Source organism: Sphingopyxis sp. (assembly GCF_025869345.1).
Lineage (GTDB): Bacteria > Pseudomonadota > Alphaproteobacteria > Sphingomonadales > Sphingomonadaceae > Sphingopyxis.
Window position 1 is genome coordinate 57,304 of sequence record NZ_JAOZVW010000004.1, and the last position, 22,704, is coordinate 80,007.

The following is a 22,704-nucleotide window of genomic DNA, read 5'->3' on the forward strand; positions in this document are numbered from 1 at the left end:
CTGTCACATCCTGAACACGCCGAACCCGCGGTCCTCGACCGGAGCGTTCAGCGTTGCGGCGAAGGCCAGCCCCAGCACATCCCGCGTCTGCGCGGGATCGATGATACCATCGTCCCAGAGGCGCGCGGTTGCGTGATAGGGGTTGCCTTCATCCTCATATTTCTGGCGGATCGGCACCTTGAAGGCTTCGGCTTCCTCTGCCGTCCATTTGTCGGCGTCGCGGTGGACGGTCGCCAGCACCGATGCCGCCTGCTCGCCGCCCATCACGCTGATCCGCGCATTGGGCCAGGTGAAGAGGAAGCGCGGCGAATAGGCCCGCCCACACATGCCGTAATTGCCCGCGCCGAAGCTGCCGCCGATCAGCACCGTGATCTTCGGCACCGTTGCCGTCGCCACCGCGGTCACCAGCTTCGCGCCGTGTTTGGCGATCCCCTCGGCCTCATATTTGCCGCCGACCATGAAGCCGCTGATGTTCTGGAGGAAGAGCAGGGGAATGCGCCGCTGCTGCGCCAGTTCGATGAAATGCGCGCCCTTGACCGCGCTTTCGCTGAACAGCACGCCGTTGTTGGCGAGGATCGCGACCGGAATACCCCAGATATGCGCGAAGCCGCAGACGAGCGTGCTCCCGTAGTTCGCCTTGAACTCGTGAAACTCGCTGGCATCAACGATGCGCGCGATAACCTCGTGCACGTCATAGGGTGCGCGCACGTCCTGCGGGATGATGCCGTAAAGCTCCTCCGCGGCATATTTGGGTGGGCGCGGGTCTTTCATCGCCACCTCGAAGCCTTGCTCGGCCCCGAAGGTCGAGACGATGTCGCGGACGATCGTCAGCGCATGTTCGTCATTCTCGGCCAAGTGGTCGACGACGCCCGATTTCTTCGCGTGTAAATCGCCGCCGCCGAGATCCTCGGCGCTGATCTCCTCGCCCGTCGCCGCCTTCACGAGCGGCGGGCCGGCGAGGAAGATCGTGCCCTGATTGCGAACGATCACCGTCTCGTCGCTCATCGCGGGGACGTAAGCGCCGCCCGCGGTGCAGCTGCCCATCACGCACGCGATCTGCGGAATACGTTTCGCGCTCATATTCGCCTGGTTGAAGAAGATGCGCCCGAAATGGTCGCGGTCGGGAAAGACCTGATCCTGATGCGGCAGGTTGGCACCGCCGCTGTCGACGAGATAGAGGCAGGGCAGACGGTTCGCTTCGGCGATCTCCTGCGCGCGAAGATGCTTCTTGACGGTCATCGGATAGTAAGTGCCGCCCTTCACCGTCGCGTCGTTGCAGACGATCATCGCTTGCCGCCCCGACACGCGGCCGATGCCGGCGATCATGCCCGCGCCGGGAACCTCGCCCTCATACATGTCGCCCGCCGCAAGCTGCCCGATCTCGAGGAAGGGCGAGCCCGGATCGAGCAGCCGCTCGACCCGTTCGCGCGGCAGCAGCTTGCCGCGGCTCGTGTGCCGCTCGCGCGATTTTTCATTGCCGCCGAGCGCCGCCGCGGCGACCCGCGCATGGAGCTCGTCGCGCAGGCCGCGATTGTGCGCGGCATTGGCGCGAAACGCGTCGCTTTCCGCATCGATCATCGTTCCCAAGACAGGCGCGCTCACGTCTTTCACTCTCCCGCTGAAGTCCGGCGGGATACCCCGCCGCTCGTCGACCCACAAGGACCGCAGGCCGAAAATGGTTGGCATTGAAACCGGATCGTCACAGGCCTATGCCCCTTCGCATCCCCCATAAAAGCAAGGCCGACCCCATGAAAAAGACCGTCTTCGCCATCCTTCTGTCCACCGCCGCGATCGTCGCGGGCCCGGTCGCCTGTTCGAAGGGCGGCGACAAGGCCGACGCCAGCTACACCGTCGGCACTGAACTCGGCATCAGCAAGACCGCGATGGACACCAGCGTGAAGCCCGGCGACGACTTTTACGCTTACGCCAATGGCAATTGGCAAAAGACGACCGCGATCCCGGCGGACCGCTCGTCGACCGGCGCCTTCTACATCGCCTTCCTCGAAACAGAGAAGCGCACCCGCGAACTGGTCGACGCGATCGTCAAGAGCGGCGGCGACCCCAAGACCGACGACGGCCGCATCGCCGCCTTCTACAACGCCTATATGAATACCAAGGCGATCGACGCCGCGGGGATGAAGCCGGTCGCGGCCGATCTCGCGCGCTTCGCGGCGATCGCCGACAAGGCTGCGCTGTCGAAGGTGCTGGGCGAGCAGACCCGCGCCGACGTCGACCCGCTGAACGCGACCGATTTCAACACCGAAAATCTGTTCGGCATCTTCGTGACGCAGGGCCTCGCTACCCCCGGCGAAGTGATCCCCTATGTGCTGCAGGGCGGCCTCGGCCTGCCCGAGCGCGAATATTATCTGTCGGCCGATCCCAAGATGGCGACGATCCGCACCCAATATCAGACCTATATCGCCAAGCTGCTGACCGCCGCCGGGCAGAGCGATGCCGAGGCGAAGGCGAAGCGCATCTATGACCTCGAGGTCAAGATCGCGAAGGCGCACGCAAGCCGCGAAGAGAGCGAAGATTTCGCCAAGTCGGCGGGCGTCTGGGCGAAGGGCGATTTCGCGACGAAGGCGCCGGGCATCGACTGGGATGCCTATTTCGCGGCGGCGGGGCTCGGCAAGGCGGCGAAGTTCGGCGCCTATCATGCGAAGGCGATCACCGGCCTGTCGGCGCTCGTGGCGTCGGAGCCGCTCGATACGTGGAAGGACTGGCTGGCGTTTCACCAGATCAACAGCCACACCGACGTGCTGCCGAGCGCGCTCGATAATGCGCACTTCGCCTTTTACGGCACGACGCTTTCGGGCACACCGCAGCAGCGCAGCCGCGACAAGCGCGCGCTCGACGCGCTGAACACCGACCTCGGCGACGCGGTCGGCCGCGTCTATGCCGAGAAATATTTTCCGGCATCGGCGAAGGCCGAGGTCGGCGACATGGTGAAGGGCATCAAGGCGGCGTTCGCCACGCGCGTGAACGCGATCGACTGGATGGCCCCCGAAACCAAGAAGGAAGCGATCAAGAAGGTCGAGACGATCGTCGTCGGCGTCGGCTATCCCGAAACCTGGCGCGATTACGGCAGCTACACCGTCAGCACCGACAATGCCTATGCCAACGAGATCGCGGGCGAGAAGGCCGAATATGCGCATCAGCTCGCCAAGATCGGCAAGCCGATGGACAAGGCCGAATGGTGGATGACGCCGCAGACGGTCAATGCCGTCAACCTGCCGGTGCAGAACGCGCTGAACTTCCCCGCCGCGATCCTGCAGCCGCCCTTCTTCAACGCTGCCGCCGACCCAGCCTATAATTATGGCGCGATCGGCGCCGTCATCGGCCACGAGATCAGTCACAGCTTCGACAACAATGGCGCGGCGTTCGATTCGACCGGGGCGCTGCGCAACTGGTGGACGGCCGCCGACCTCAAGAAGTTCGAGGAAGCGGGCGCCGCGCTCGCCGCGCAGTTCGACACCTATAAGCCGTTCCCCGACCTGGCGGTGAACGGCAAGCTGACGCTGGGTGAGAATATTGCCGACGTCGCGGGCTTGCAGGCGGCCTACGACGCCTATCACGCTTCGCTCGGCGGCAAGGCCGCGCCGGTGATCGACGGCTTTACCGGCGACCAGCGCTTCTTCATCGCCTATGCGCAGACCTGGGCGACCAAGATGCGCGACGAGGCGCTGCGCGCGCGCATCGCGACCGACGGCCATGCGCCGGGCATGTACCGCGCGCTGACCGTGCGCAACCTCGACGCCTGGTACAAGGCGTTCGACGTCAAGGAAGGCGACAAGCTCTACCTCGCGCCCGACAAGCGCGTGCGGGTGTGGGGATGAATTAGCCCCGTCATTGCGAGAACCCCGGGCTTGATCCGGGGGACGCGGCAATCCAGAGCGGGCGTAAACCGCTCTGGATTGCTTCGCTCCGCTCGCAATGACGTCAATCATTGGGAGCCTGTTTTTTCGCCGGCTTCTTGCGGATCAAATGGCTGTAGACGCCGACCAGATTGATGCAGAGCAGCGCGACATTTTGCCAGCCGATGCCCTCGCTGTCGGGTTGCAGGAAGCCCCAGCCGATCAGCGCGAGGCTGCTCGTCACGAAGATCACGAACGCCCAGCCGTTCCACCGCTCGCCGAGATTGAGCGAGACGAGCAGCGCCGCGAGCGTCGCGGCGGCGGCGCCATAATATTGCAGCGCGTCGAGCAGGGTTTGATTCATGCGAAACCGCCGATCAGGGCGAAAAGCCCCGCCGCGCTCAGCACGGGCCAGGCGATGTGGCGGCCCTTCGTATAAGCGGCGTTGAAGAGGCCCGTCGCCAGCCAGGCTGCGCCGATGGCTATCAGCAGCCCCTTCGGCGTGCCCGGCCACACAACCGCCGCCGCCGAAACCAGCATCAGCACCGATGTCGCATGCCAGGCGAAGCGGACGATCCGGCGGACCAGCGCGTCGGCGAGCAGGCCGTCGCCGCTCCGCAGCAGCGGCGCGATCAGGCGCCGATAGCCGAGCACCGAATGCACCAGCGCTGCCGCCACCATGAAGGCGGACGACAGCCCGGTCCAGATCACGCGCCGGCGCCGATCAGTTCGCGGCCGATCAGCATGCGGCGAATCTCGTTGGTCCCCGCACCGATGTCGAGCAGCTTGGCGTCGCGCCAGTAACGCTCGACCGGCCAATCCTTCGTATAGCCCGCGCCGCCCAGCGCCTGGATCGCTTCGCCCGCGACCTTCACCGCATTCTCGCTCGCGAGCAGGATGCAGCCCGCGGCGTCGAAGCGCGTCGTCTGCCCCGCGTCGCACGCCTTGGCGACGTTGTAGACATAGGAGCGCGCCGACTGGAGCATGACATACATGTCGGCGACCTTCGCCTGCATGAGCTGGAACGACCCGATCGGCTTGCCGAACTGCTTGCGCTCGCGAACATAGGGAATGACCGTGTCCAGGCACGCCTGCATGATGCCGAGCTGGAGCCCCGCGAGCACGACGCGCTCATAATCGAGCCCCGACATCAGCACGCCGACGCCGCCGTTCTCCGGCCCCATCACCTGGCTCTCGGGCACCTCGCAATCGGTGAAGACGAGCTCGGCGGTCGGCGAACCGCGCATCCCGACCTTGTCGATCTTCTGCCCGATGGCGAAGCCCGGCATGTCCTTCTCGATCAGGAAAGCGGTGATGCCGCGCGATCCCGCTTCGGGGCTGGTCTTGGCATAGACGACGAGCGTGTCGGCATAGGTCGCGTTGGTGATCCAGAACTTCGTGCCGTTGAGGATGAAGCGGTCGCCCTTCTTTTCGGCCTTCAGCTTCATCGACACGACGTCGCTGCCCGCACCCGCTTCGGACATGGCGAGGCTGCCGACATGCTCGCCGCTGATCAGCTTGGGGAGATATTTCGCCTTCTGCTCGGCATTGCCCCAGCGGCGGATCTGGTTGACGCACAGGTTCGAGTGCGCGCCGTAGCTGAGGCCGATCGCGCCCGATGCCCGCGACACTTCCTCGACCGCGATGACATGTTCGAGATAGCCGAGCCCGAGCCCGCCCCATTCCTCCTCGACGGTGATGCCGTGCAGGCCGAGCGCGCCCATCCCGGGCCAGAGTTCGGCGCGCGGGAACCAGTCCTCGGCGTCGGCTTTGGCAGCGAGCGGAGCGATCTGCTCGTCGGCGAAGCGGGCGGTGGTCTCGCGGATCATGTCGGCGGTTTCGCCGAGCGCGAAGTCGAAATCGGGGGTGGCGCGCATGAGCATCCCTTCGGTCAGGGGCGGAACAGGACCCCTGTCTGCCCGAAAGCGCGTTCATATGAAAATTGAAACTACGCGCGATTCAGCATAAGGAAAATTTATGATAAAGCGCTCGCACATCCGGCAGTTCCTCGCGGTCGTCGATGCGGGCAGCTTCACCCGCGCGGCGCAGCAGATCCGCGTGACCCAGCCCGCGCTCTCGACGGGAATCGCCGACCTCGAACGCCTCGTCGGCGCGCCGCTCTTCATCCGCAACCGCCGCCAGATCCGGCTGGCCGAGGCGGGCGGGCGCTTCCTGCCGATCGCGCGCGACCTCGAACGCGGCTTTCGCGCCGCCGACGGCTTCGGCCGCGTCGAAGAGGGCGACAAGCCGCTGCTGCGGCTCGGGACGATCCGGTCGGTTCCCGGGGAGGTTCTGCAAAATATCGCGGGCCTCCTCGCGCGCGATTTCGGGCTCGAGATCGGCGAGAACAGCGAGTCCGAACTGCGCGCCGCGATCCACGGCGGACGTCTCCACATGGCGATCGTCCCGCTCCGCCCCGGCGAGCGAGCGCCCGACGTCGTGCCGCTCTATGACGAACCTTTCGTGATGTTCGTCGCCGCCGATCATCCGCTCGCGGGGCGGGGAGAGGTCGATCCCGAGGAACTCGCGTCCGAAACGATGATCGCGCGCCGGTCGTGCGAACTGCTCGATGCGACAAGCCGCTTCTTCACGCGCCGCCGCGTTCGTCCGCGGTTCGCGCTGCGCAGCGACAGCGACGAGCGCTGCCTGCGCATGGTTGCCGCCGGGGTCGGGATCACCACGGCGCCCGTGTCGCTGGCGATCGGCGGCGTCGTGCCGCTGAAGGTGACGGGCTATGACTTCCGGCGCGAACTGGGGCTGGTCCTCGACCCGGCGTGGCGCGCATCGTCCGCGGTCGCGCCACGGCTGGGCCGCGCGCTCGAAGCGATCGGCTCGATCGGCGCCGAATGGCGGCAGGGAAAGGTCGATGCCGCCGGATGAACCCGCGATCTCACAAGCCAGACTTGCAACGCCCAAAGGCCATAATGTTTGCCCATATGCCGGGCGCGGCGTTACGGCGGCCCGCATATCCCGTCCAATTGGACGTAGGGCGAAATGAAGAATGCGCTAATCCGTTGCCCGGCGGACATATGAGGAGGCTGGTTGGTGTCGTCTGATTTGCGGGCAGGATCGTCCGAGTTGACCCATCTCGACCGGCTGGAGGCCGAGAGCATCCATATCATGCGCGAAGTGATGGCCGACGCCGCCAAGCCCGTGATGCTCTATAGCGTCGGCAAGGACAGCGCGGTGATGCTGCATCTCGCGCGCAAGGCCTTCTATCCCTCGCCGCCGCCGTTTCCGCTGCTGCATGTCGACACGACGTGGAAGTTCAAGGCGATGTACGAATTGCGCGACCGCATGGCGCGCGAGAGCGGCATGGAACTCATCGTCTATCAGAATCCCGAGGCAAAGGAGCGCGGGATCAATCCGTTTGATCACGGCCCGTTGCACACCGACATGTGGAAGACCGAAGGTCTGAAGCAGGCGCTCGACCTGTACGGCTTCGACGTTGCCTTCGGCGGCGCGCGGCGCGACGAGGAGAAGAGCCGGGCGAAGGAGCGCATCTTCTCGTTCCGCACCGCGAGCCATGGCTGGGACCCCAAGAAACAGCGCCCCGAGCTTTGGAACCTCTACAACGCCCGCAAGGCGAAAGGAGAGAGCATCCGCGTCTTTCCGATCTCAAACTGGACCGAACTCGACATCTGGCAATATATCGCGCGCGAGAATATCCCGATCGTGCCGCTCTACTTCGCCGCGCCGCGCCCGACCGTGGAGCGCGACGGGCTGCTGCTGATGGTCGATGACGAGCGCTTTCCGTTGAAGGCGGGCGAGGTGCCGGTGGAGCGCTCGGTGCGCTTCCGCACCCTCGGCTGCTACCCGCTTACCGGCGCGGTCGAGAGCGAGGCGGCGACTTTGTCCGAAGTCATTCAGGAGATGCTGCTGACCACGACCAGCGAACGCCAGGGCCGCATCATCGACAAGGACGGCGGCGACGCCAGCATGGAGAAGAAGAAGCAGGAGGGGTATTTCTGATGCCAAATACCTCCGACACTCCTGTTTACGTCACCGACGCGCTGATCGCCGAGGACATCGACGCCTACCTCACGCAGCACGAGAAGAAGTCGCTGCTGCGCTTCATCACCTGCGGCTCGGTCGACGACGGCAAATCGACGCTGATCGGGCGGCTGCTCTATGACTCGAAGATGATCTTCGAGGACCAGCTCGCCGCGCTGGAGGCGGACAGCAAACGCGTCGGCACGCAGGGGCAGGAGATCGATTTCGCGCTGCTCGTCGACGGCCTGGCCGCCGAGCGCGAGCAGGGCATCACGATCGACGTCGCCTACCGCTTCTTCACCACCGAAAAGCGCAAGTTCATCGTCGCCGACACGCCGGGGCACGAACAATATACGCGCAACATGGTCACCGGCGCTTCGACCGCCGACCTCGCCGTCATCCTGATCGACGCGCGCAAGGGCGTGCTGACGCAGACGCGGCGGCACAGCTTTCTCGCGCATCTGCTCGGCATCCGGCACATCGTGCTCGCGGTGAACAAGATGGACCTCGTCGGTTACGACAAGGCGGTGTTCGATCGCATCACGCTCGCCTACCGCGCCTTCGCGAGCGAGATCGGGATCACCAGCTTCACCGCGATCCCGATTTCGGGTTTCAAGGGCGATAATATCACCGGCCTTTCGGCGAACACGCCGTGGTTCAAGGGACCGGCGCTGATCGAACATCTCGAAAATGTCGAGGTCGGCAGCGCCGCCGATGAAGCGAAGCCGTTCCGCATGCCGGTGCAGTGGGTCAATCGCCCGAACCTGGATTTCCGGGGCTTTTCGGGCCAGCTTGCCAGCGGCACCGTCAAGCCCGGCGATGCGGTGCGCATCCTGCCGAGCGGCAAGACGACCAGCGTCAGCCGCATCGTCACGCTCGATGGCGATCTGCCCGAAGCCGTCGCGGGCCAGTCGGTGACGTTGACGCTCGCCGATGAGGTCGATTGTTCGCGCGGCGACGTCATCGCCGCCACCGATGCGCCGCCCGAGGCCGCCGATCAGTTCGAAGCGACGCTCGTCTGGATGGCAGACGAGGCGATGATCCCGGGACGCGCCTATTGGCTGAAGCTCGCGACGCAAAGCGTGTCGGCGACGGTGCAGGCGCCGAAATATGAGATCAACGTCAACACGCTCGACCATCTCGCGGCGAAGACGCTCGACCTCAACGGCATCGGCGTCGTCGAGTTGTCGACCGACAAACCGGTGGTGTTCGAGGCCTATGCCGACAACCATAGCCTCGGTGGCTTCATCCTGATCGACAAGCTGACCAACGCGACCGTCGCGGCGGGGATGCTGCATTTCAGCCTGCGCCGCGCGCAGAACGTCCATTGGCAGGCGACCGACATCGACCGCGACATGCGCGCGAACCTCAAGAACCAGCGCCCCGCGCTGCTCTGGTTCACCGGGCTCTCGGGCTCGGGCAAGTCGACGATCGCCAACCTCGTCGAAAAGAAGCTGCACCGGATGAACCGGCACAGCTTCCTGCTCGACGGCGACAACGTCCGCCACGGGCTCAACCGCGACCTGGGGTTCACCGAGGCCGACCGCATCGAGAATATCCGCCGCGTCGGCGAGGTTGCGAAGCTGATGACCGACGCGGGCCTGATCGTGATCACCGCCTTCATTTCGCCCTTCAAGGCCGAACGCGACATGGTGCGGTCGATGCTGCCCGAAGGCGAGTTCCTCGAAATCTTCATCGACACGCCACTTGCCGAAGCCGAGAAGCGCGACGTAAAGGGCCTTTATAAAAAGGCACGCGCCGGTCAGCTCAAGAATTTCACCGGGATCGACAGCCCCTATGAGGCACCCGGCGCGCCCGAAATTCGCATCGACACGACCGCGATGTCGCCCGAGGAAGCGGCCGACCTGATTATCGATCGCTTGCTGGGGTGAGCATGGCCGAGAGTGACGAGCAACTCGCCGAAAGGCTGGCGACCGCCGCGGGGGCGATCCTGCTGAACCTTCGGACGCGGGGCGATCTTGTGGGCAAGGACCTCGGCAAGGCCGGGGACGCCGAGGCCAATGCGATGCTGTGCCGCGAACTTCGCGCCGCGCGCCCCGGCGACGCGCTGCTGTCCGAGGAAGAGAAAGACAATCCGGCGCGCTGCGACCGGAACCGGGTGTGGATCGTCGATCCGCTGGACGGGACGCGCGAATATGGCGAGGGCCGCGACGACTGGGCGGTGCATGTCGCGCTGGCGGTGGGCGGCGCTGCCACGGTGGGCGCGGTCGCGCTGCCGGGGCTCGGCGTCACGCTGACTTCGGGCGCTCCCGCGCCGCTCCGCCCCGCGAATGCACCGCTCAGGATGCTCGTCAGCCGCACGCGCCCCGCTGCCGAGGCCGTGTTCGTCGCGGAGAGGCTGGGCGCGGAGCTTGTCGCCATGGGTTCGGCAGGCGCGAAGGCGATGGCGGTGGTGCGCGGCGAGGCCGATATCTATCTCCACACCGGCGGCCAATATGAATGGGACAATTGCGCCCCCGTCGCGGTGGCGCAGGCCGCGGGGTTGCACGTCAGCCGCGCCGACGGGTCGCCGCTTTGCTACAACAGGCCGAATCCCTATCTTCCCGATCTGTTGATCTGCCGGACGGAATTGGCCGCGGACGTCCTCCGGCTCGCCGCGGAATATTCGCCCGCCTGACGGGCAGGCCATTGCCAGCAAGGCTGGCGCCCCCTAATTCGGTTGCATCGAAAAACCGAACCACGGGAGACGCGCGATGACCGACCTGCCTGAAACCAACACCGTCATGGTGACCCTCGTGAAGCCCGAGGGACAACTCGAGGTTTATTTCGAGCGCCGCCCGATGCCCGAGCCCAAGCCGCACGAAGTGCTGGTGAAGGTGCTGACGACGCCGATCAATCCGTCGGACCTCGGCCTGCTGTTCGGCGGCGCCGACATGACGACAGCGCGCGCGGGAACGCGCGACGGCCTGCCGATGATCACCGCCGATGTGCCCCCGGCGGGGATGCGCGCGATGGGCGGGCGGATCGGCGACGCGCTGCCGATCGGCAACGAAGGCTGCGGCACCGTCGTCAAGGCGGGGGACTCGCCCGAAGCGCAGGCCCTGATAGGCAAGACCGTCGCGCTGCTCGGCGGCGAGATGTATGCCGAATATCGCTGTCTGCCTTTGCAGATGGTGATGCCGCTCCCCGATGGCACCGATCCGGTCGACGGCGCTTCCTGTTTCGTCAATCCGCTCACCAGCCTTGCCTTTACCGAGACGATGCGGATGGAAAATCACAGCGCGATCGTCCACACCGCCGCCGCCTCCAACCTCGGCCAGATGCTCGTCAAGATCTGCGCGAAGGACGGCATCCCGCTGGTCAACATCGTGCGCAGCGACGCGCAGGTCGACATATTGAAGGGCATCGGCGCGCAGCATATCGTCAACAGCAGCGACGAGGATTTTCAGGACAGGCTGGTTGCGGCGATCGTCGAGACCGGCGCGACGCTGGGCTTCGATGCGATCGGCGGCGGCAAGCTGGCGGGCCAGATCCTCTCGGCGATGGAGGTCGCGGCGGTCAAGCGCATGACCACTTACAGCCGCTATGGTTCGGACACGTTCAAGCAGGTCTATATCTATGGCGCGCTCGACGTCGGCCCGACGATCCTCAACCGCAGCTTCGGCCTGACCTGGTCGCTATCGGGCTTCCTGCTTACGCCCTTCATGGCGAAGGCGGGGATGGAGGTCGTCGGCCGTATGCGTCAGCGCGTCGTGGACGAGCTGACGACGACCTTCAAGAGCCACTACAGCCACGAAATCTCGCTGACCGAGGCCCTGAGCCTCGATATCGCGCACGCCTATAATGCGAAGCGGACCGGTGAGAAATATCTGATCCGTCCGCATGGTTGAGAGGCGCTAGCGACCGGAAGCGGGGATAGGTAAGGATCATAGTCTCTCCCCTTGAGGGAGAGATACGAAGGCTTGGTAGCTTGCTGCCTAGCCGAAGTTGAGAGGGGGTTTTGCGTCCGCTGGCGTCGCACCCCTCTCCAAGCTTCGCTAGCTCCCAAGGGAGCAAGCTGGGCTATCCTCTCCCTCAAGGGGAGAGGAGGCTATGGCCGCTCCCCACCCCAAAGCCGCCATTTCGGCTAGTCTTTTCTACCGCTTCATGCACTGACGCGTGTCGTCGCGCTTATATTCGCTGCAGTTCCACAGCGCCTTCTCGAACCCCGCCTTGTCGTCGCGGAGGTAGGAGAAGGTCATGGCTGCGCGCTGCATGTCGCTCATCGTGTCGCTGTCGGGTTTCAGTGTCGGGTTGGTCCAGCCCATGAACTTGCAATAGGGCTTGTCGCCGCACAGCCGGAGCGCGGTCGTGACGAAGCTCTCGGGCGCGGCGCGCCGGTCGAGCGCGACATAGATGGTGTCGCGGCCCGCGGCCTCCCCGGCGCCGGCGACGACCTTGGGCGCGCCGATCGCGGCATTGGCGTCGACCCCGGCGAGCTCGACCGGCGGCGCGCCGACCGCGACCGCGTGGGCAGGGGAGAGGGCGGCCATCTTGGCAACCCCGGCGTCATTCCCCGACACCGCGCCGCGAAACGCCCCCGGCGTTCCCCAATAACCCGGCCAGCGAAAGAAGAGGTGGGTATCGACGATCGCGATCTTTTCCAGGCTGTCACTCCAATAGGGGCGCACCCAGTCGGTGTGATAATGGGTCGCGAGCCCGACCCTGGGGTCGGTGGTGCCCGACAACATGCTCTCGGCATTCGCCTGCGCCCGCGCCCAGGCGGCGTCGGAATAGCGGCGGTTCAGCGCGCCGTCGCAGGTGAAGGTGAACTGGCACCCGGTCGCGCGCTCTGACCCCTGGAATACGACGCCGCAGATCGATTTGGGAAAAGCCGGATGCCGCGCGCGGTTGATCACCACCTGACCGACCGCAAGCTGCCCCTTCGAATCGTCGCCCGCCTCATAGAGCATCGCGGCGGCAAGACAGTCGCGCGCGCGAACGCGGGCGTCACCGCTCCCGGCATAGAGAAAGGGCCGCGCCGCGACGAACCCCTTGGTAACGAGGGGGATATCGGCATTTTGCGCGCGCGCGTCGGCCTCGGTGACCGGCGCGAGTTCCATCGGCTGGACGTCGGGGACGACGTCGGCGGGTGGCGCCACCGGGTGCGGCCGCGCGCCATGCCGGCCCGCGCTTGTCTGCCCGCTTGCATAAAGCACCGCGACGATCGCCGCGACGGCGATCAGGACGAATAGCCAGCCGGTCCAATCAAGACGCGACGTCGCCGATGAATCGCCGGTCAGGCGCATTCGAGGGTTCAGATCTCGGGCAGGAAGTCGGGAACCGAAAGATAACGCTCGCCGGTGTCGTAGTTGAAGCCGAGGATGCGCGTGCCGGGCGGAAGCTCCGCCAGCTTCTGCTCGATCGCCGCCAGCGTCGCGCCCGACGATATGCCGACGAGCATCCCTTCCTCGGTCGCTGCGCGCAGCGCCCAACGCTTGGAGTCGGCGGCCTCGACCGTGATCACCCCGTCGAGGAGGTCGGTGTGGAGGTTGCGCGGGATGAATCCGGCGCCGAGGCCCTGGATCGGGTGCGGGCCGGGCTGACCGCCCGAAATGACGGGCGACTGGGTCGGCTCGACCGCGAAGACCTTGAGGTTCGGCCAATGCTGCTTGAGGAACTGCGCCGCCCCGGTGATATGGCCGCCGGTGCCGACGCCGGTGATCAGCACGTCGATCGGCGTGTCCTTGAAGTCGGCGAGGATTTCCGGCCCCGTGGTGCGGACGTGGACGTCGATATTCGCCTCATTTTCGAACTGCTGGGGCATCCAGGCGCCGGGGGTCGTCTCGACCAGCTCGATCGCGCGCTCGATCGCGCCCTTCATGCCCTTTTCGCGCGGAGTCAGGTCGAAGGTCGCGCCATAGGCGAGCATCAGGCGGCGGCGTTCGAGCGACATGCTTTCGGGCATGACGAGGATCAGCTTGTAGCCCTTGACCGCGGCGGCCATCGCCAGGCCGATGCCGGTGTTCCCCGACGTCGGCTCGACGATGGTGCCGCCGGGCTTCAGGCTGCCGTCGCGTTCGGCGGCCTCGATCATCGCCAGGCCGATGCGATCCTTGATCGAACCGCCGGGATTGCTGCGTTCGGACTTGATCCAGACTTCGGCGTCCGGAAACAGCTTTGCCATGCGGATGTGCGGCGTGTTCCCGATGGTATCGAGGATCGAATTGGCTTTCATGATCGGTACGCTCTTTCCTTGAATTCGAACCGCGGGTCGCGGCGGACGCGGTTCGGCCAGTCTCCGGCGCGCAGCCACTGGCTTTCGTCCGCCAGCGCCGGCGTCGGCGCGGGTTGTAACGAGGCGAGCAGATACTGTCCATAAGGCCAGTCCCCGATCCCCGAGTCGGCGTTGATGTGCCCGAACGGCCCGGCGTTGACGAAGCGCGCGTCCCACTGGCGCGCGAGGCGCCAAACGTGCGCGGTCTTGGCATAGGGATCGTCGTCGCTCGCCACGACGATGATCGGCGTCTGCGAGGTGAAGCCGGGCGTGTCGGCAAAGCCGGTGATGCGCTTTTCGTGCTGCAGGCGCCCGAGGTCGGGCGGCGCGACGAGCAACGCCCCCGCGATACGGCTGCGCGTCGGCGTGCTCGCCGCCGCGAACCAATGCGCGAAGGCGTGGCAGCCGAGGCTGTGCGCGGCGATCAGCACCGGCGCGCTTTCGGCCTCGATCACTTCGGCGATGCGGCGCATCCACGCCTCGCGGTCGGGGTGCGACCAGCGGCCGAGTTCGACTCGGCCGGCGTTCGCGAACTTGCGTTCCCACAGGCTCTGCCAGTGGGTCGGGCCGCTGTTGTGCAGGCCCGGAATGGTCAGGATTTTATGGCGGATGCTGGTATCTTGCATGGCGGGTTCTCCATCGATGAAAGGGAGGGAAACCGCGGTGACGGGTGCATCCTATATAATTCAACTAAATAAATTGACAATAGCTTTGTGGCGAAAGGAGCACGACTTGCGACGAGCGGATTCGAGGGTTGGGCTTGCGGAGATCCAGATGCCGCCATTCCTGATTGTGTGTCCCCGCGAAGGCGGGGACCCATCTCCGGTCGGTTCAAAATAGGGCGGGCCGGAGATGGCCCCCCGCCTGCGCGGGGGAACACGGCTTCTTATAAAATCGACGCGATTAGTCCGAACCCGCACAGGTCGTGGCCAAGCGGCGCGGAAAAGCGTCAGTCGCTCATGTCGAACCGCGCCTCGAAAGTCCGCGCCCGCCGCAATTCGGGAAAGAGCCACGACCAGAGCGCGGTGACGCCGATCGCCGCGGCGCCCCCGACGACGACCGCGTTGATCGGCCCCAGCGCCGCCGCCATCGCGCCCGCGCGCATCTCGCCGAGCTCGTTCGAGGCCGAAATCGCCAGCCCCGACGCGGCGCTGACGCGGCCGCGCATATGGTCTGGAGTGTTGAGCTGGATCAGCGTGCCGCGCACGAAGACCGAGAACATATCGGCCGCGCCCATCAGGACGAGCAGCGCCAGCGAGAGCAGGAGGTTGGTGGAAAAGCCGAAGGCCACCGTCCCGGCGCCGAACACCGCGACCGCCCACAGCATCTTGACCCCGACGTTGCGCTCGATCGGGCGGATGGCGAGTCCGAGCGCGACGACCGCGGCCCCGACCGCCGGTGCGGCGCGCAGAAGGCCGAGTCCTTCGGAGCCGACATGCAATATGTCGCGGGCATAGACGGGCAGCATCGCGGTCGCGCCCGACAGGATGACCGCGAACAGGTCGAGCGTAATCGTGCCGAGCAGGAAGCGCTCGGCCCACACGAATTGCAGGCCGTCGACCATTTCGCGCAGCGGATGGCGGCGCACCTCGGCGGGCGGCGGCAGCACGGGCCGCACCCGGCTGATCGTCCAGGCCGAGATGACGAGGAGGATCGCGGCGAAGATATAGACCGACGTCGGATGCGCGGCATAGAGCAGCCCGCCTGCCGCCGGGCCGATCACCGACGCCGATTGCCAGGCGATGCTGCTCATCGCGATCGCGCGGGGCAGGATCGCGGGCGGGACGATATTGGGCGCGATCGCGCTCATCGCCGGGCCCGAAAAGACGCGCGCGACGCCGTGCATGGCGGCGAGGCCGAACAGCAGGGAAAGCGTCAGCCCGCCGCTCCAGGTGAACCAGCCGAGCGCCGCCGCAATCCCGAAATCGATGGCGTTGGAAAAGATCGCGACGCTGCGCCGCTCGAAGCGGTCGGCGGCCCAGCCCGCGACGGGGGTCAAGAGCGCGATCGGCACGAACTGGACGAGCCCGAGCAGGCCGAGCTGGAACGACGCTTCCTTGATCGTCATGCCATAGTCGGTGCGCGCGGTGTCGTAGAGCTGATACCCGATCACCACGACCACCGCGATCGTCGCCATCACCGCGGTGAAGCGCGCGATCCAGTAATAGCGATAATCGGGGATGCTGAGCGGGGAGGGGTCGAGGATCGCCGGACCCGGCATTTCCGGTTCTTCGCCGTCGGGGGGGAATATCGTCGCCATCGGCCCTACGCCCTAGAGGGGAATTCGCCTCTGTCCAGAGCGCATGACCATGCCGTTCGTCGATTAACGGGTGTCATTCGTCGGACGCGGTGGCAGAAACCCGCCATCGATTGAGGGAGACTATCGAATGACACGTCAATTTGCCCGCTTCGGCGGTGCCGCCATGGCCGCGGCGCTGCTCGTCCTCACCGCCTGCAACGCATCGGGCGACAAGCCCGCGTCGGGATCGGACGCGAAGAGCTGGACCGAATTTCGCGACAATTTCCTTGCGGGCTATTTCCCGCTCAACCCCAATTTCGCGGTCTATCAGGGCAAGCATGAATTTGACGGCCAGCTTCCCGACTGGTCGGCCGACGGCCTTCAGAAACAGATCGCGTTCCTGGAGAAGACGATCGCCGACGCCAAGGCGTTCGACGGCAAGATGACCGATGCCGAGAAGTTCGAGCGCGATTATCTGGTCCATGTCGCGCAGGGGCAGCTCTTCTTCCTGAAGGACGCCGATTTCCCGCACAAGAACCCGGCCTATTATGTCGGGCAGCTCGACCCCAACGTCTATGTCTCGCGGCCCTATGCCGATGCGCCGACGCGGATGAAGGCGTTCATCGCCTATGCGCAGAAGGTTCCGGCGGCGGCCGAGCAGATCAAGGCGAACATCAAGCTGCCGCTGCCCGCGACCTTCGTCAAATACGGCACCGCGGGCTTCGGCGGTTTCGCCGACTATTATACCGGCGACGCCAAGAAGGCCTTTGCCGAAGTCAAGGACCCCGAGCTTCAGAAGCAGTTCGACGAGGCGGCGGCCAAGGCCGCGGCGGCGATGAAGGATCTCGCCGCCTATATCGGCTCGAAACCCGGCACGACGGACGGCTACGCGCTCGGTGCCGACAAGTTCGCGAAGATGATCCTGACCAACGAAGCGGTCGACACGGCGCTGGATGAGCTGGAGCGCATCGGCCAGGCCGACCTCAAACGCAATCAGGATGCGCTGAAGGCCGCCTGCGCGACTTACGCCGCCGGCATGACGATCGCCGATTGCATGAAGAAGATGAACGACGACAAGCCCGAGGGCGGCCCGGTCGCCGAGGCGCGGCGCCAGCTTCCGGCGCTGCGCGCCTTCATCGTCGAAAAGGACCTCGTCTCGATTCCCGGCACCGAGCAGGCCAAGGTCGAGGAATCGCCGCCCTACAACCGCCAGAATAGCGCCTATATCGACATTCCGGGGCCGTATGAGAAAGGTCTGCCGTCGGTCTTCTATATCTCGCCGCCCGACCCGAGCTGGGACAAGGCGACGCAGGATGCGTTCGTTCCGGGCAAGAAGGACCTGCTCTTCACCTCGGTCCACGAGGTGTGGCCGGGTCACTTCCTCAATTTCCTCCACGCGAACCGCGCGGAAAGCATCTTCGGCAAATTGTTCGTCGGCTATGCCTTCGCCGAGGGCTGGGCGCATTATACCGAGGAGATGATGTGGGATGCGGGGCTCGGCAACGGCGACCCCGAAACGCATATCGGTCAGTTGTCGAACGCGCTGCTGCGCGACTGCCGCTTCATCTCGGCGATCGGGCTCCACACCAAGGGGATGACCGTCGCGGACTCGGAAAAGCTGTTCAAGGATCAATGCTATCAGGACGAAGGCAACGCCCGCCAGCAGGCGGCGCGCGGCACATATGATCCGCTCTATCTCAACTATACGATGGGCAAGCTGATGATCCGCAAGCTGCGCGACGACTGGACCAAGGGGGACAGGACGAAGTGGAAAGCGTTCCACGACGAATTCCTCTCATACGGCGGCCCGCCGATCCCGATGGTGCGCGCCGCGATGATGAAGGAGGACTCGCCGAAGGCGGTCTTCTGAGGCTGGCGAATCGAATGACCCCCGGCTAGCCTCTCACCAAAGGGGCTAGCCGATGGTCGATGTCTTCATTTCCTATTCGCGCGACAACAAGGCGCGCGTGGCCGAGATCGCCGAGGCGGTCGCGGCGGCGGGCTATGACGTCTGGTGGGACGCCGAACTGCCGCCGCATCGCTCCTACGGCGATGTGATCACCGAAAAGATCGGCAGCGCCAAGGCGGCGATCGTCGTCTGGTCGCAGACCTCGGCGCAATCCGAATGGGTGCGCGCCGAGGCCGATGTCGCGCGCAACCAGAAAAAGCTGGTGCAGACGTCGATCGACGATGTGATGCCGCCGCTGCCCTTCAACCAGATTCAATTCGCCGAACTCGCCGACTGGAACGGCGAGCCCGACCATCGCGGCTGGCGCAAGGTGATGATGAGCCTGGAGGAGCTGTGCGGACGGGAGGCGGCGCCTGCGGCCGCCTCGCAGCCCGCACCGCCCAGACCGGCTGCGGCCGACCGGCAGGAGCCCCCCCCGGCCCGAAAGCCATCTTTCCTGCCATGGGCGCTGCTGGGGCTTGCGGTCGTTGCCGTCGCCCTGCTCGCGTGGAAACTGCTTCAGCCGTCGCCCGAACCCGCGACGGCGGCGGCGCCCACCGAAACCACGGCGGCCCCCAAGGAAGCGGATGCAAGAGCGACACCGGTCGCCACGTCGCCCGCAGAGGCCTTCACGCTGGCGGCGGTGATCGACGATCCCGACGGCTTCACCAACATCCGCTCGGGGCGGAGTGCCAAGGCGGCAATCATCGGCAAGGTGCTCGAGGGCGAAAAATTCCTGACTTATCAGCAACCCGGTTCATGGTGGCGGGTGCGCAAGGCCGACGGCACCACCGGATATATGTTCCGCAAATATATCCGGCTGATCGAAGGGGGAGGGCCTCCGCCGCCGCCCGCCGACACGGGCAAGGGCGCGATCATCGCCGATTCCTCGACGCGCGCGCTGACCGCGGCCGATGTCGCGGGCCTCACCCCGGAGCAGGCGCGGCTGGCGCGCAACGAGATTTTCGCGCGGCACGGCCTGCGCTTCAAGGACCCCGGCCTGCAAGCCTATTTCACGTCCTTGCCCTGGTATCGGCCGACCAGCGACAGCGTCGCGCTGTCGGCGGTCGAAAAGGCGAATGTCGCGCTGCTCCAATCGGCCGAAACCGCCGCGCAATGACGGCATCGGCCGCCGCCGTCGAAGCCGAGGTCGCGCACCGGCTGGGGCAGGGCGATGCGCTGAGCGCGTTCGACTGCGCGGCGGCGGCGCGGCGCGAGGGGATCGAGAGCCCGCGGCTGCGCTATCTGATGGTGCGCGCGCTCGCGGCGTCGGGCGACAGCCTCGGCGCGATGCACCTTTACGAACAACTCGACCTTGGCGCGACGGGCGATGTCGACAGCCTCGCGCTCGCCGGGCGCATCTGGAAGGACGAAGCCTTCGATCATGACGGCGACCAGCGCGCTGGTTTCCTGCGCAAGGCCGCCGCCGCCTATGACCATGCGTTTCAGGCATCGGGCGCCGATTTCCCGGCCATCAACGCGGCCAGCCTGTATGCGATGCTCGGCGAGCGCGAGCGCGCGGCGGCGCTGGCCGAACCGATCGCGGCGCATGGCGCCGCCGACACTTATTGGGATCAGGCGACGCTCGTCGAGGCGCTGCTGCTGCTCGGGCGCGGCGAGGAGGCGCTCGTCCATGCGCGCGGCGCCAATGCGCAGGCGGGAACGCGCGCGGGTGACCGCGCCTCGACCTGCCGCCAGATCGCCCGGCTTGCGGCCAGCGGCGCGATCGACGCGGGCGATGCGCAAGACATCGCCGCGCTGCTGCGTCCCGCGCCGGTCGGCGTCTATTGCGGCCGCATGTTCCGCGCGGGCGGGGCGGGGGAGGCGAATGCGGCGCGGGCGATCGCGGGGGCGCTTGACGCGCAGCCGCTTTCGGCGCTGATCGGCCCGCTGGCGTGCGGCGCCGACATCCTGTTCGCGGAGGCCGCGCTCGATCGCGGCATTGACCTGACCATCGTCCTGCCCTTTGCCGAGGATGATTTCATCGCCCAGTCGGTCCGGTCGGGCGGCGCCGAATGGCTTCCGCGCTATCGCCGCTGCCGCGACGGCGCCGCGATGGTCCATTTCGCGAGCAACGCGGGCTATGTCAGCGACGATTGCCAGTTCATCCTCGGCTCGCACACCGCGATGGGGCTTGCCAGGCTGCGCGCGCGCGAACTCGAAACCGCCGCGATCCAGCTTGCGGTGGTCGATCCGGCGGTCGCCGCGCGTTCGGGGGCGGAGATTGCCGGAACCAACGCCGATATCGCGCTCTGGCAGGGCGGGGGCGGGGAGACGCGGACGATCCCGGTCGGCGATCTCGACCGCAATCTCGATTTTCCGCCGGCGCCGAAACCGCCCGCAGGCACGCAGCGGGGTCTCTACGCGATATTGTTCGCCGATTTCGCGGGCTTTTCGAAGCTCGGCGAGGCCGAACTGCCGGTCTTCGCGCACGAGGTGATGGGCGGCATCGGCCGCATCCTCGACGGGTTCGGCGACGCCGTGCTGTTCCGCAACACCTGGGGCGACGCGGTCTATGCGGTGATCGACACCCCCGGCGCGGCGGCACGGATCGCGCTCGCGATGCAGGAACGGCTCAACGTGCTGCCCCCGGGGCTGCGGCTGGAGGGGCATAAGGCGGGGATGCGCACCGGCATCCACTTCGGTCCGATCTATCGCGGGATCGACCCGGTGGTCGGCAACGAGCTGTGGTACGGCACCGAGGTTACGCGCACCGCGCGGATCGAGCCGGTGACATTGGTCGGGCAGGTCTATTGCACCCAGCCGCTCGCCGCGATGCTCGCGCTCGACAATGCGCGCGATTTCGACTGCGATTATGTCGGCAAGGTCGGGCTTGCCAAGGATTATGGCGAACTCGCGCTCTATCGCCTCTCCCGCCGCTCAGGCGGCTGACGGTGCGCGCAGCCGGGCGATGAAGAAGCCGTCGAGCCCGCCAGCACCGGTGAGTATGCCGGGCAGCGTGCGCACGAAACCGCTGTCGTCGGGGACGATGCCGCCGGGCAATTCGTCGGGCGTCACCGGGGCGATGGCCCAATCGCGATGCCAGTCGAGAAAGGCCGCGACCTGATCTTCCCCCTCGGCGCGTTCGAGCGAGCAGGTCGCATAGATCAACGTGCCGCCGGGCTTGACCCATTGTGCGGCGCGCGCCAGCAGTTCGCCCTGCAATTCGGCCATCTCTTCGATCTGGCGCGGCTCAACGCGGTGCAGCACGTCGGGATGGCGGCGAAAAATTCCCGTCGCCGAGCAGGGCGCGTCGAGCAGCACCGCGTCGGCAGGGGTATCGGGCTGCCATCGGCGAATATCGCCCTGGACGATCTCGGCGCGGAGGCCGGTTCGCGCCAGATTGTCCGAAAGCCGCCCCAGCCGCTTGGCGCTCGAATCGACCGCGACGACATGCCAGCCCGCCGCCGCAAGCTGCATCGTCTTGCCGCCGGGCGCGGCGCAGAGGTCGAGCAGGCTTTGCCCGTTCCCCGGCCCCAAAAGCCGCGCGGGAAGGCTCGCCGCGAGATCCTGCACCCACCAGCCGCCTTCGCGATAGCCAGGCATCGCCTCGACCGCCTGACCGCGCGGCAGGCGGCGGTGGAGGGGGGCGAGCGCGGTCGCCTCGGCCCAGTCCTCACCGTCGGGTTCGGCGGCGAAGCTGAGGTCGATCGGCGGCGGCGCGCTCCATGCCGTCGCGGCGGCGGCGGCGATCGCGTCGCCCCACTCTGCCGCCCAGCGCTCGGCGACCGCTTCGGGCAGGCTGGCGCTCTCGGGCAGGCTCCACTCTTCCTGCTGGGCGCGCGACAGGAGCGCGTGGACGAGGCGGCGCGGACCGCCCGCAACGAGCGGCAGCGCGGTCGATACGACGGCGTGCGGCGATGTCTTGAGGACGAGCAATTGCGCCAGCGCCAGCCGCAGCACCGCGCGCGACTTGACGTCTTCGGGCAGGGCCTGTTCGGTCGCGCCGTCGATCAGCGCATCGATGTCGCTCATCCAGCGCAGGGTTTCGGATGCGATGGCGATGGCGAAGCCGCGGTCGGCGGGCGGCAGGCCCTGCGTCGCGGCGTGCGCTGCGATGTCGAGCGGGTCGCCGCGCCGCAGAACGGCATCGAGCAGGCGCAGCGCGGCGCGCCGCGATGCCGTGCCCGGCGGATCGGTTTCGGCCGGGCGGCGGCGTTTTCTAGGATCGGCCATGGCTTTCCATCCCGTTATGGCTGGCGCGGAGCAAGCGAAATCCTGTAGGAGGGGCGCCATGGCCACGAATGATGATAGGATGATGGGCGGAACGCCGCGCGCAACGCGGCGTCCGGCGCATGTGAAACCGCCCGCGAACTGGACGAACAGCCCGCTGCCCGAACCCCTGCCGCCCCGCGAGGACAAGGCCGAGGATCAGCCAGGCGGGCGCAATCCCGTGCGCTATGGCGACTGGGAGCTGAAAGGGCTCGCGATCGATTTTTGAGGGCGTCCGGCG

General features: G+C 66.4%; 19 protein-coding genes. 10 read left to right on the plus strand and 9 right to left on the minus strand.

From position 1 onward, the window contains the following. Positions 1 to 3: 3 nt before the first annotated feature. The gene (locus OJI97_RS00290; RefSeq protein ID WP_297659639.1) at positions 4 to 1,602 is read right to left on the minus strand and encodes a carboxyl transferase domain-containing protein; all 1,599 of its coding nucleotides are present in this window, start codon (positions 1,600 to 1,602) and stop codon (positions 4 to 6) included. 146 nt (positions 1,603 to 1,748) lie between these two features. On the opposite strand from OJI97_RS00290, the gene OJI97_RS00295 reads away from it, so the two are divergent. Beyond that, positions 1,749 to 3,836 (plus strand): M13 family metallopeptidase, encoded by a 2,088-nt coding sequence (locus tag OJI97_RS00295; protein ID WP_297659642.1) that lies wholly within the window; start codon positions 1,749 to 1,751, stop codon positions 3,834 to 3,836. Between the two features lie 103 nt (positions 3,837 to 3,939). On the opposite strand, the gene OJI97_RS00300 is transcribed toward OJI97_RS00295, so the two are convergent. Genes OJI97_RS00300 through OJI97_RS00310 form a run of 3 tightly spaced genes read right to left on the minus strand, consistent with a single transcriptional unit; the run spans position 3,940 to position 5,731 of the window. Next, positions 3,940 to 4,218: a hypothetical protein gene (locus tag OJI97_RS00300; protein WP_297659645.1), complete on the minus strand. Its 279-nt coding sequence runs from the start codon at positions 4,216 to 4,218 to the stop codon at positions 3,940 to 3,942. Further along, a complete protein-coding gene (locus OJI97_RS00305; protein ID WP_297659648.1) occupies positions 4,215 to 4,565 on the minus strand; it encodes a hypothetical protein in 351 nt (116 codons plus the stop codon). The genes OJI97_RS00300 and OJI97_RS00305 overlap by 4 nt, the downstream gene beginning before the upstream one ends. Further along, positions 4,562 to 5,731: an isovaleryl-CoA dehydrogenase gene (locus tag OJI97_RS00310; RefSeq protein ID WP_297659651.1), complete on the minus strand. Its 1,170-nt coding sequence runs from the start codon at positions 5,729 to 5,731 to the stop codon at positions 4,562 to 4,564. The genes OJI97_RS00305 and OJI97_RS00310 overlap by 4 nt, the downstream gene beginning before the upstream one ends. Positions 5,732 to 5,831: 100 nt before the next feature. Between OJI97_RS00310 and OJI97_RS00315 the strand changes: the two genes are divergently transcribed. The 5 genes from OJI97_RS00315 (at position 5,832) to OJI97_RS00335 (ending at position 11,698) form a co-directional block, all read left to right on the plus strand. Further along, positions 5,832 to 6,734, plus strand: a complete 903-nt coding sequence (locus OJI97_RS00315; protein WP_297659653.1) for a LysR family transcriptional regulator — start codon at positions 5,832 to 5,834, stop codon at positions 6,732 to 6,734. 165 nt (positions 6,735 to 6,899) lie between these two features. Further along, complete coding sequence (cysD, locus tag OJI97_RS00320; protein WP_297659656.1) at positions 6,900 to 7,826, plus strand: sulfate adenylyltransferase subunit CysD; 927 nt, start codon at positions 6,900 to 6,902, stop codon at positions 7,824 to 7,826. Beyond that, positions 7,826 to 9,739, plus strand: coding sequence for a sulfate adenylyltransferase subunit CysN (gene cysN / locus OJI97_RS00325; RefSeq protein WP_297659659.1), 1,914 nt, complete (start codon positions 7,826 to 7,828; stop codon positions 9,737 to 9,739). Before cysD ends, cysN begins: the two co-directional genes overlap by 1 nt. A gap of 2 nt (positions 9,740 to 9,741) precedes the next feature. Beyond that, on the plus strand, positions 9,742 to 10,485 hold the full coding sequence (locus tag OJI97_RS00330) for a 3'(2'),5'-bisphosphate nucleotidase CysQ (RefSeq protein WP_297659662.1): 744 nt from the start codon (positions 9,742 to 9,744) through the stop codon (positions 10,483 to 10,485). A 76-nt stretch (positions 10,486 to 10,561) separates the two neighbouring features. Then, positions 10,562 to 11,698: a zinc-binding dehydrogenase gene (locus OJI97_RS00335; RefSeq protein ID WP_297659664.1), complete on the plus strand. Its 1,137-nt coding sequence runs from the start codon at positions 10,562 to 10,564 to the stop codon at positions 11,696 to 11,698. A 246-nt stretch (positions 11,699 to 11,944) separates the two neighbouring features. Here OJI97_RS00335 and OJI97_RS00340 read toward each other — a convergent pair whose 3' ends face one another. The 4 genes from OJI97_RS00340 to OJI97_RS00355 form a co-directional block, all read right to left on the minus strand. After that, positions 11,945 to 13,096 carry a cell wall hydrolase gene (locus tag OJI97_RS00340; RefSeq protein WP_297659667.1) on the minus strand — a complete coding sequence of 384 codons (1,152 nt, stop codon included), beginning with the start codon at positions 13,094 to 13,096 and terminating at the stop codon, positions 11,945 to 11,947. An 8-nt stretch (positions 13,097 to 13,104) separates the two neighbouring features. Further along, the gene (cysK, locus tag OJI97_RS00345) at positions 13,105 to 14,025 is read right to left on the minus strand and encodes a cysteine synthase A (RefSeq protein WP_297659671.1); all 921 of its coding nucleotides are present in this window, start codon (positions 14,023 to 14,025) and stop codon (positions 13,105 to 13,107) included. Next, on the minus strand, positions 14,022 to 14,690 hold the full coding sequence (locus OJI97_RS00350) for an alpha/beta hydrolase (RefSeq protein WP_297659674.1): 669 nt from the start codon (positions 14,688 to 14,690) through the stop codon (positions 14,022 to 14,024). The genes cysK and OJI97_RS00350 overlap by 4 nt, the downstream gene beginning before the upstream one ends. 323 nt (positions 14,691 to 15,013) lie before the next feature. Continuing rightward, on the minus strand, positions 15,014 to 16,324 hold the full coding sequence (locus OJI97_RS00355; protein ID WP_297659677.1) for an MFS transporter: 1,311 nt from the start codon (positions 16,322 to 16,324) through the stop codon (positions 15,014 to 15,016). 127 nt (positions 16,325 to 16,451) lie between these two features. Here OJI97_RS00355 and OJI97_RS00360 point away from each other — a divergent pair, with 127 nt between their 5' ends. Genes OJI97_RS00360 through OJI97_RS00370 form a run of 3 tightly spaced genes read left to right on the plus strand, consistent with a single transcriptional unit; the run spans position 16,452 to position 21,143 of the window. Then, the gene (locus OJI97_RS00360; RefSeq protein ID WP_297659681.1) at positions 16,452 to 18,173 is read left to right on the plus strand and encodes a DUF885 domain-containing protein; all 1,722 of its coding nucleotides are present in this window, start codon (positions 16,452 to 16,454) and stop codon (positions 18,171 to 18,173) included. 52 nt (positions 18,174 to 18,225) lie between these two features. Continuing rightward, on the plus strand, positions 18,226 to 19,371 hold the full coding sequence (locus OJI97_RS00365; protein WP_297659684.1) for a YARHG domain-containing protein: 1,146 nt from the start codon (positions 18,226 to 18,228) through the stop codon (positions 19,369 to 19,371). After that, the gene (locus tag OJI97_RS00370) at positions 19,368 to 21,143 is read left to right on the plus strand and encodes an adenylate/guanylate cyclase domain-containing protein (protein ID WP_297659687.1); all 1,776 of its coding nucleotides are present in this window, start codon (positions 19,368 to 19,370) and stop codon (positions 21,141 to 21,143) included. The genes OJI97_RS00365 and OJI97_RS00370 overlap by 4 nt, the downstream gene beginning before the upstream one ends. Here OJI97_RS00370 and OJI97_RS00375 read toward each other — a convergent pair. Then, a complete protein-coding gene (locus tag OJI97_RS00375) occupies positions 21,132 to 22,427 on the minus strand; it encodes an RsmB/NOP family class I SAM-dependent RNA methyltransferase (RefSeq protein WP_297659690.1) in 1,296 nt (431 codons plus the stop codon). The genes OJI97_RS00370 and OJI97_RS00375 overlap by 12 nt on opposite strands. Before the next feature lie 58 nt (positions 22,428 to 22,485). Between OJI97_RS00375 and OJI97_RS00380 the strand changes: the two genes are divergently transcribed. Next, positions 22,486 to 22,692: a DUF1674 domain-containing protein gene (locus OJI97_RS00380; protein ID WP_367184735.1), complete on the plus strand. Its 207-nt coding sequence runs from the start codon at positions 22,486 to 22,488 to the stop codon at positions 22,690 to 22,692. Positions 22,693 to 22,704 lie beyond the last annotated feature (12 nt).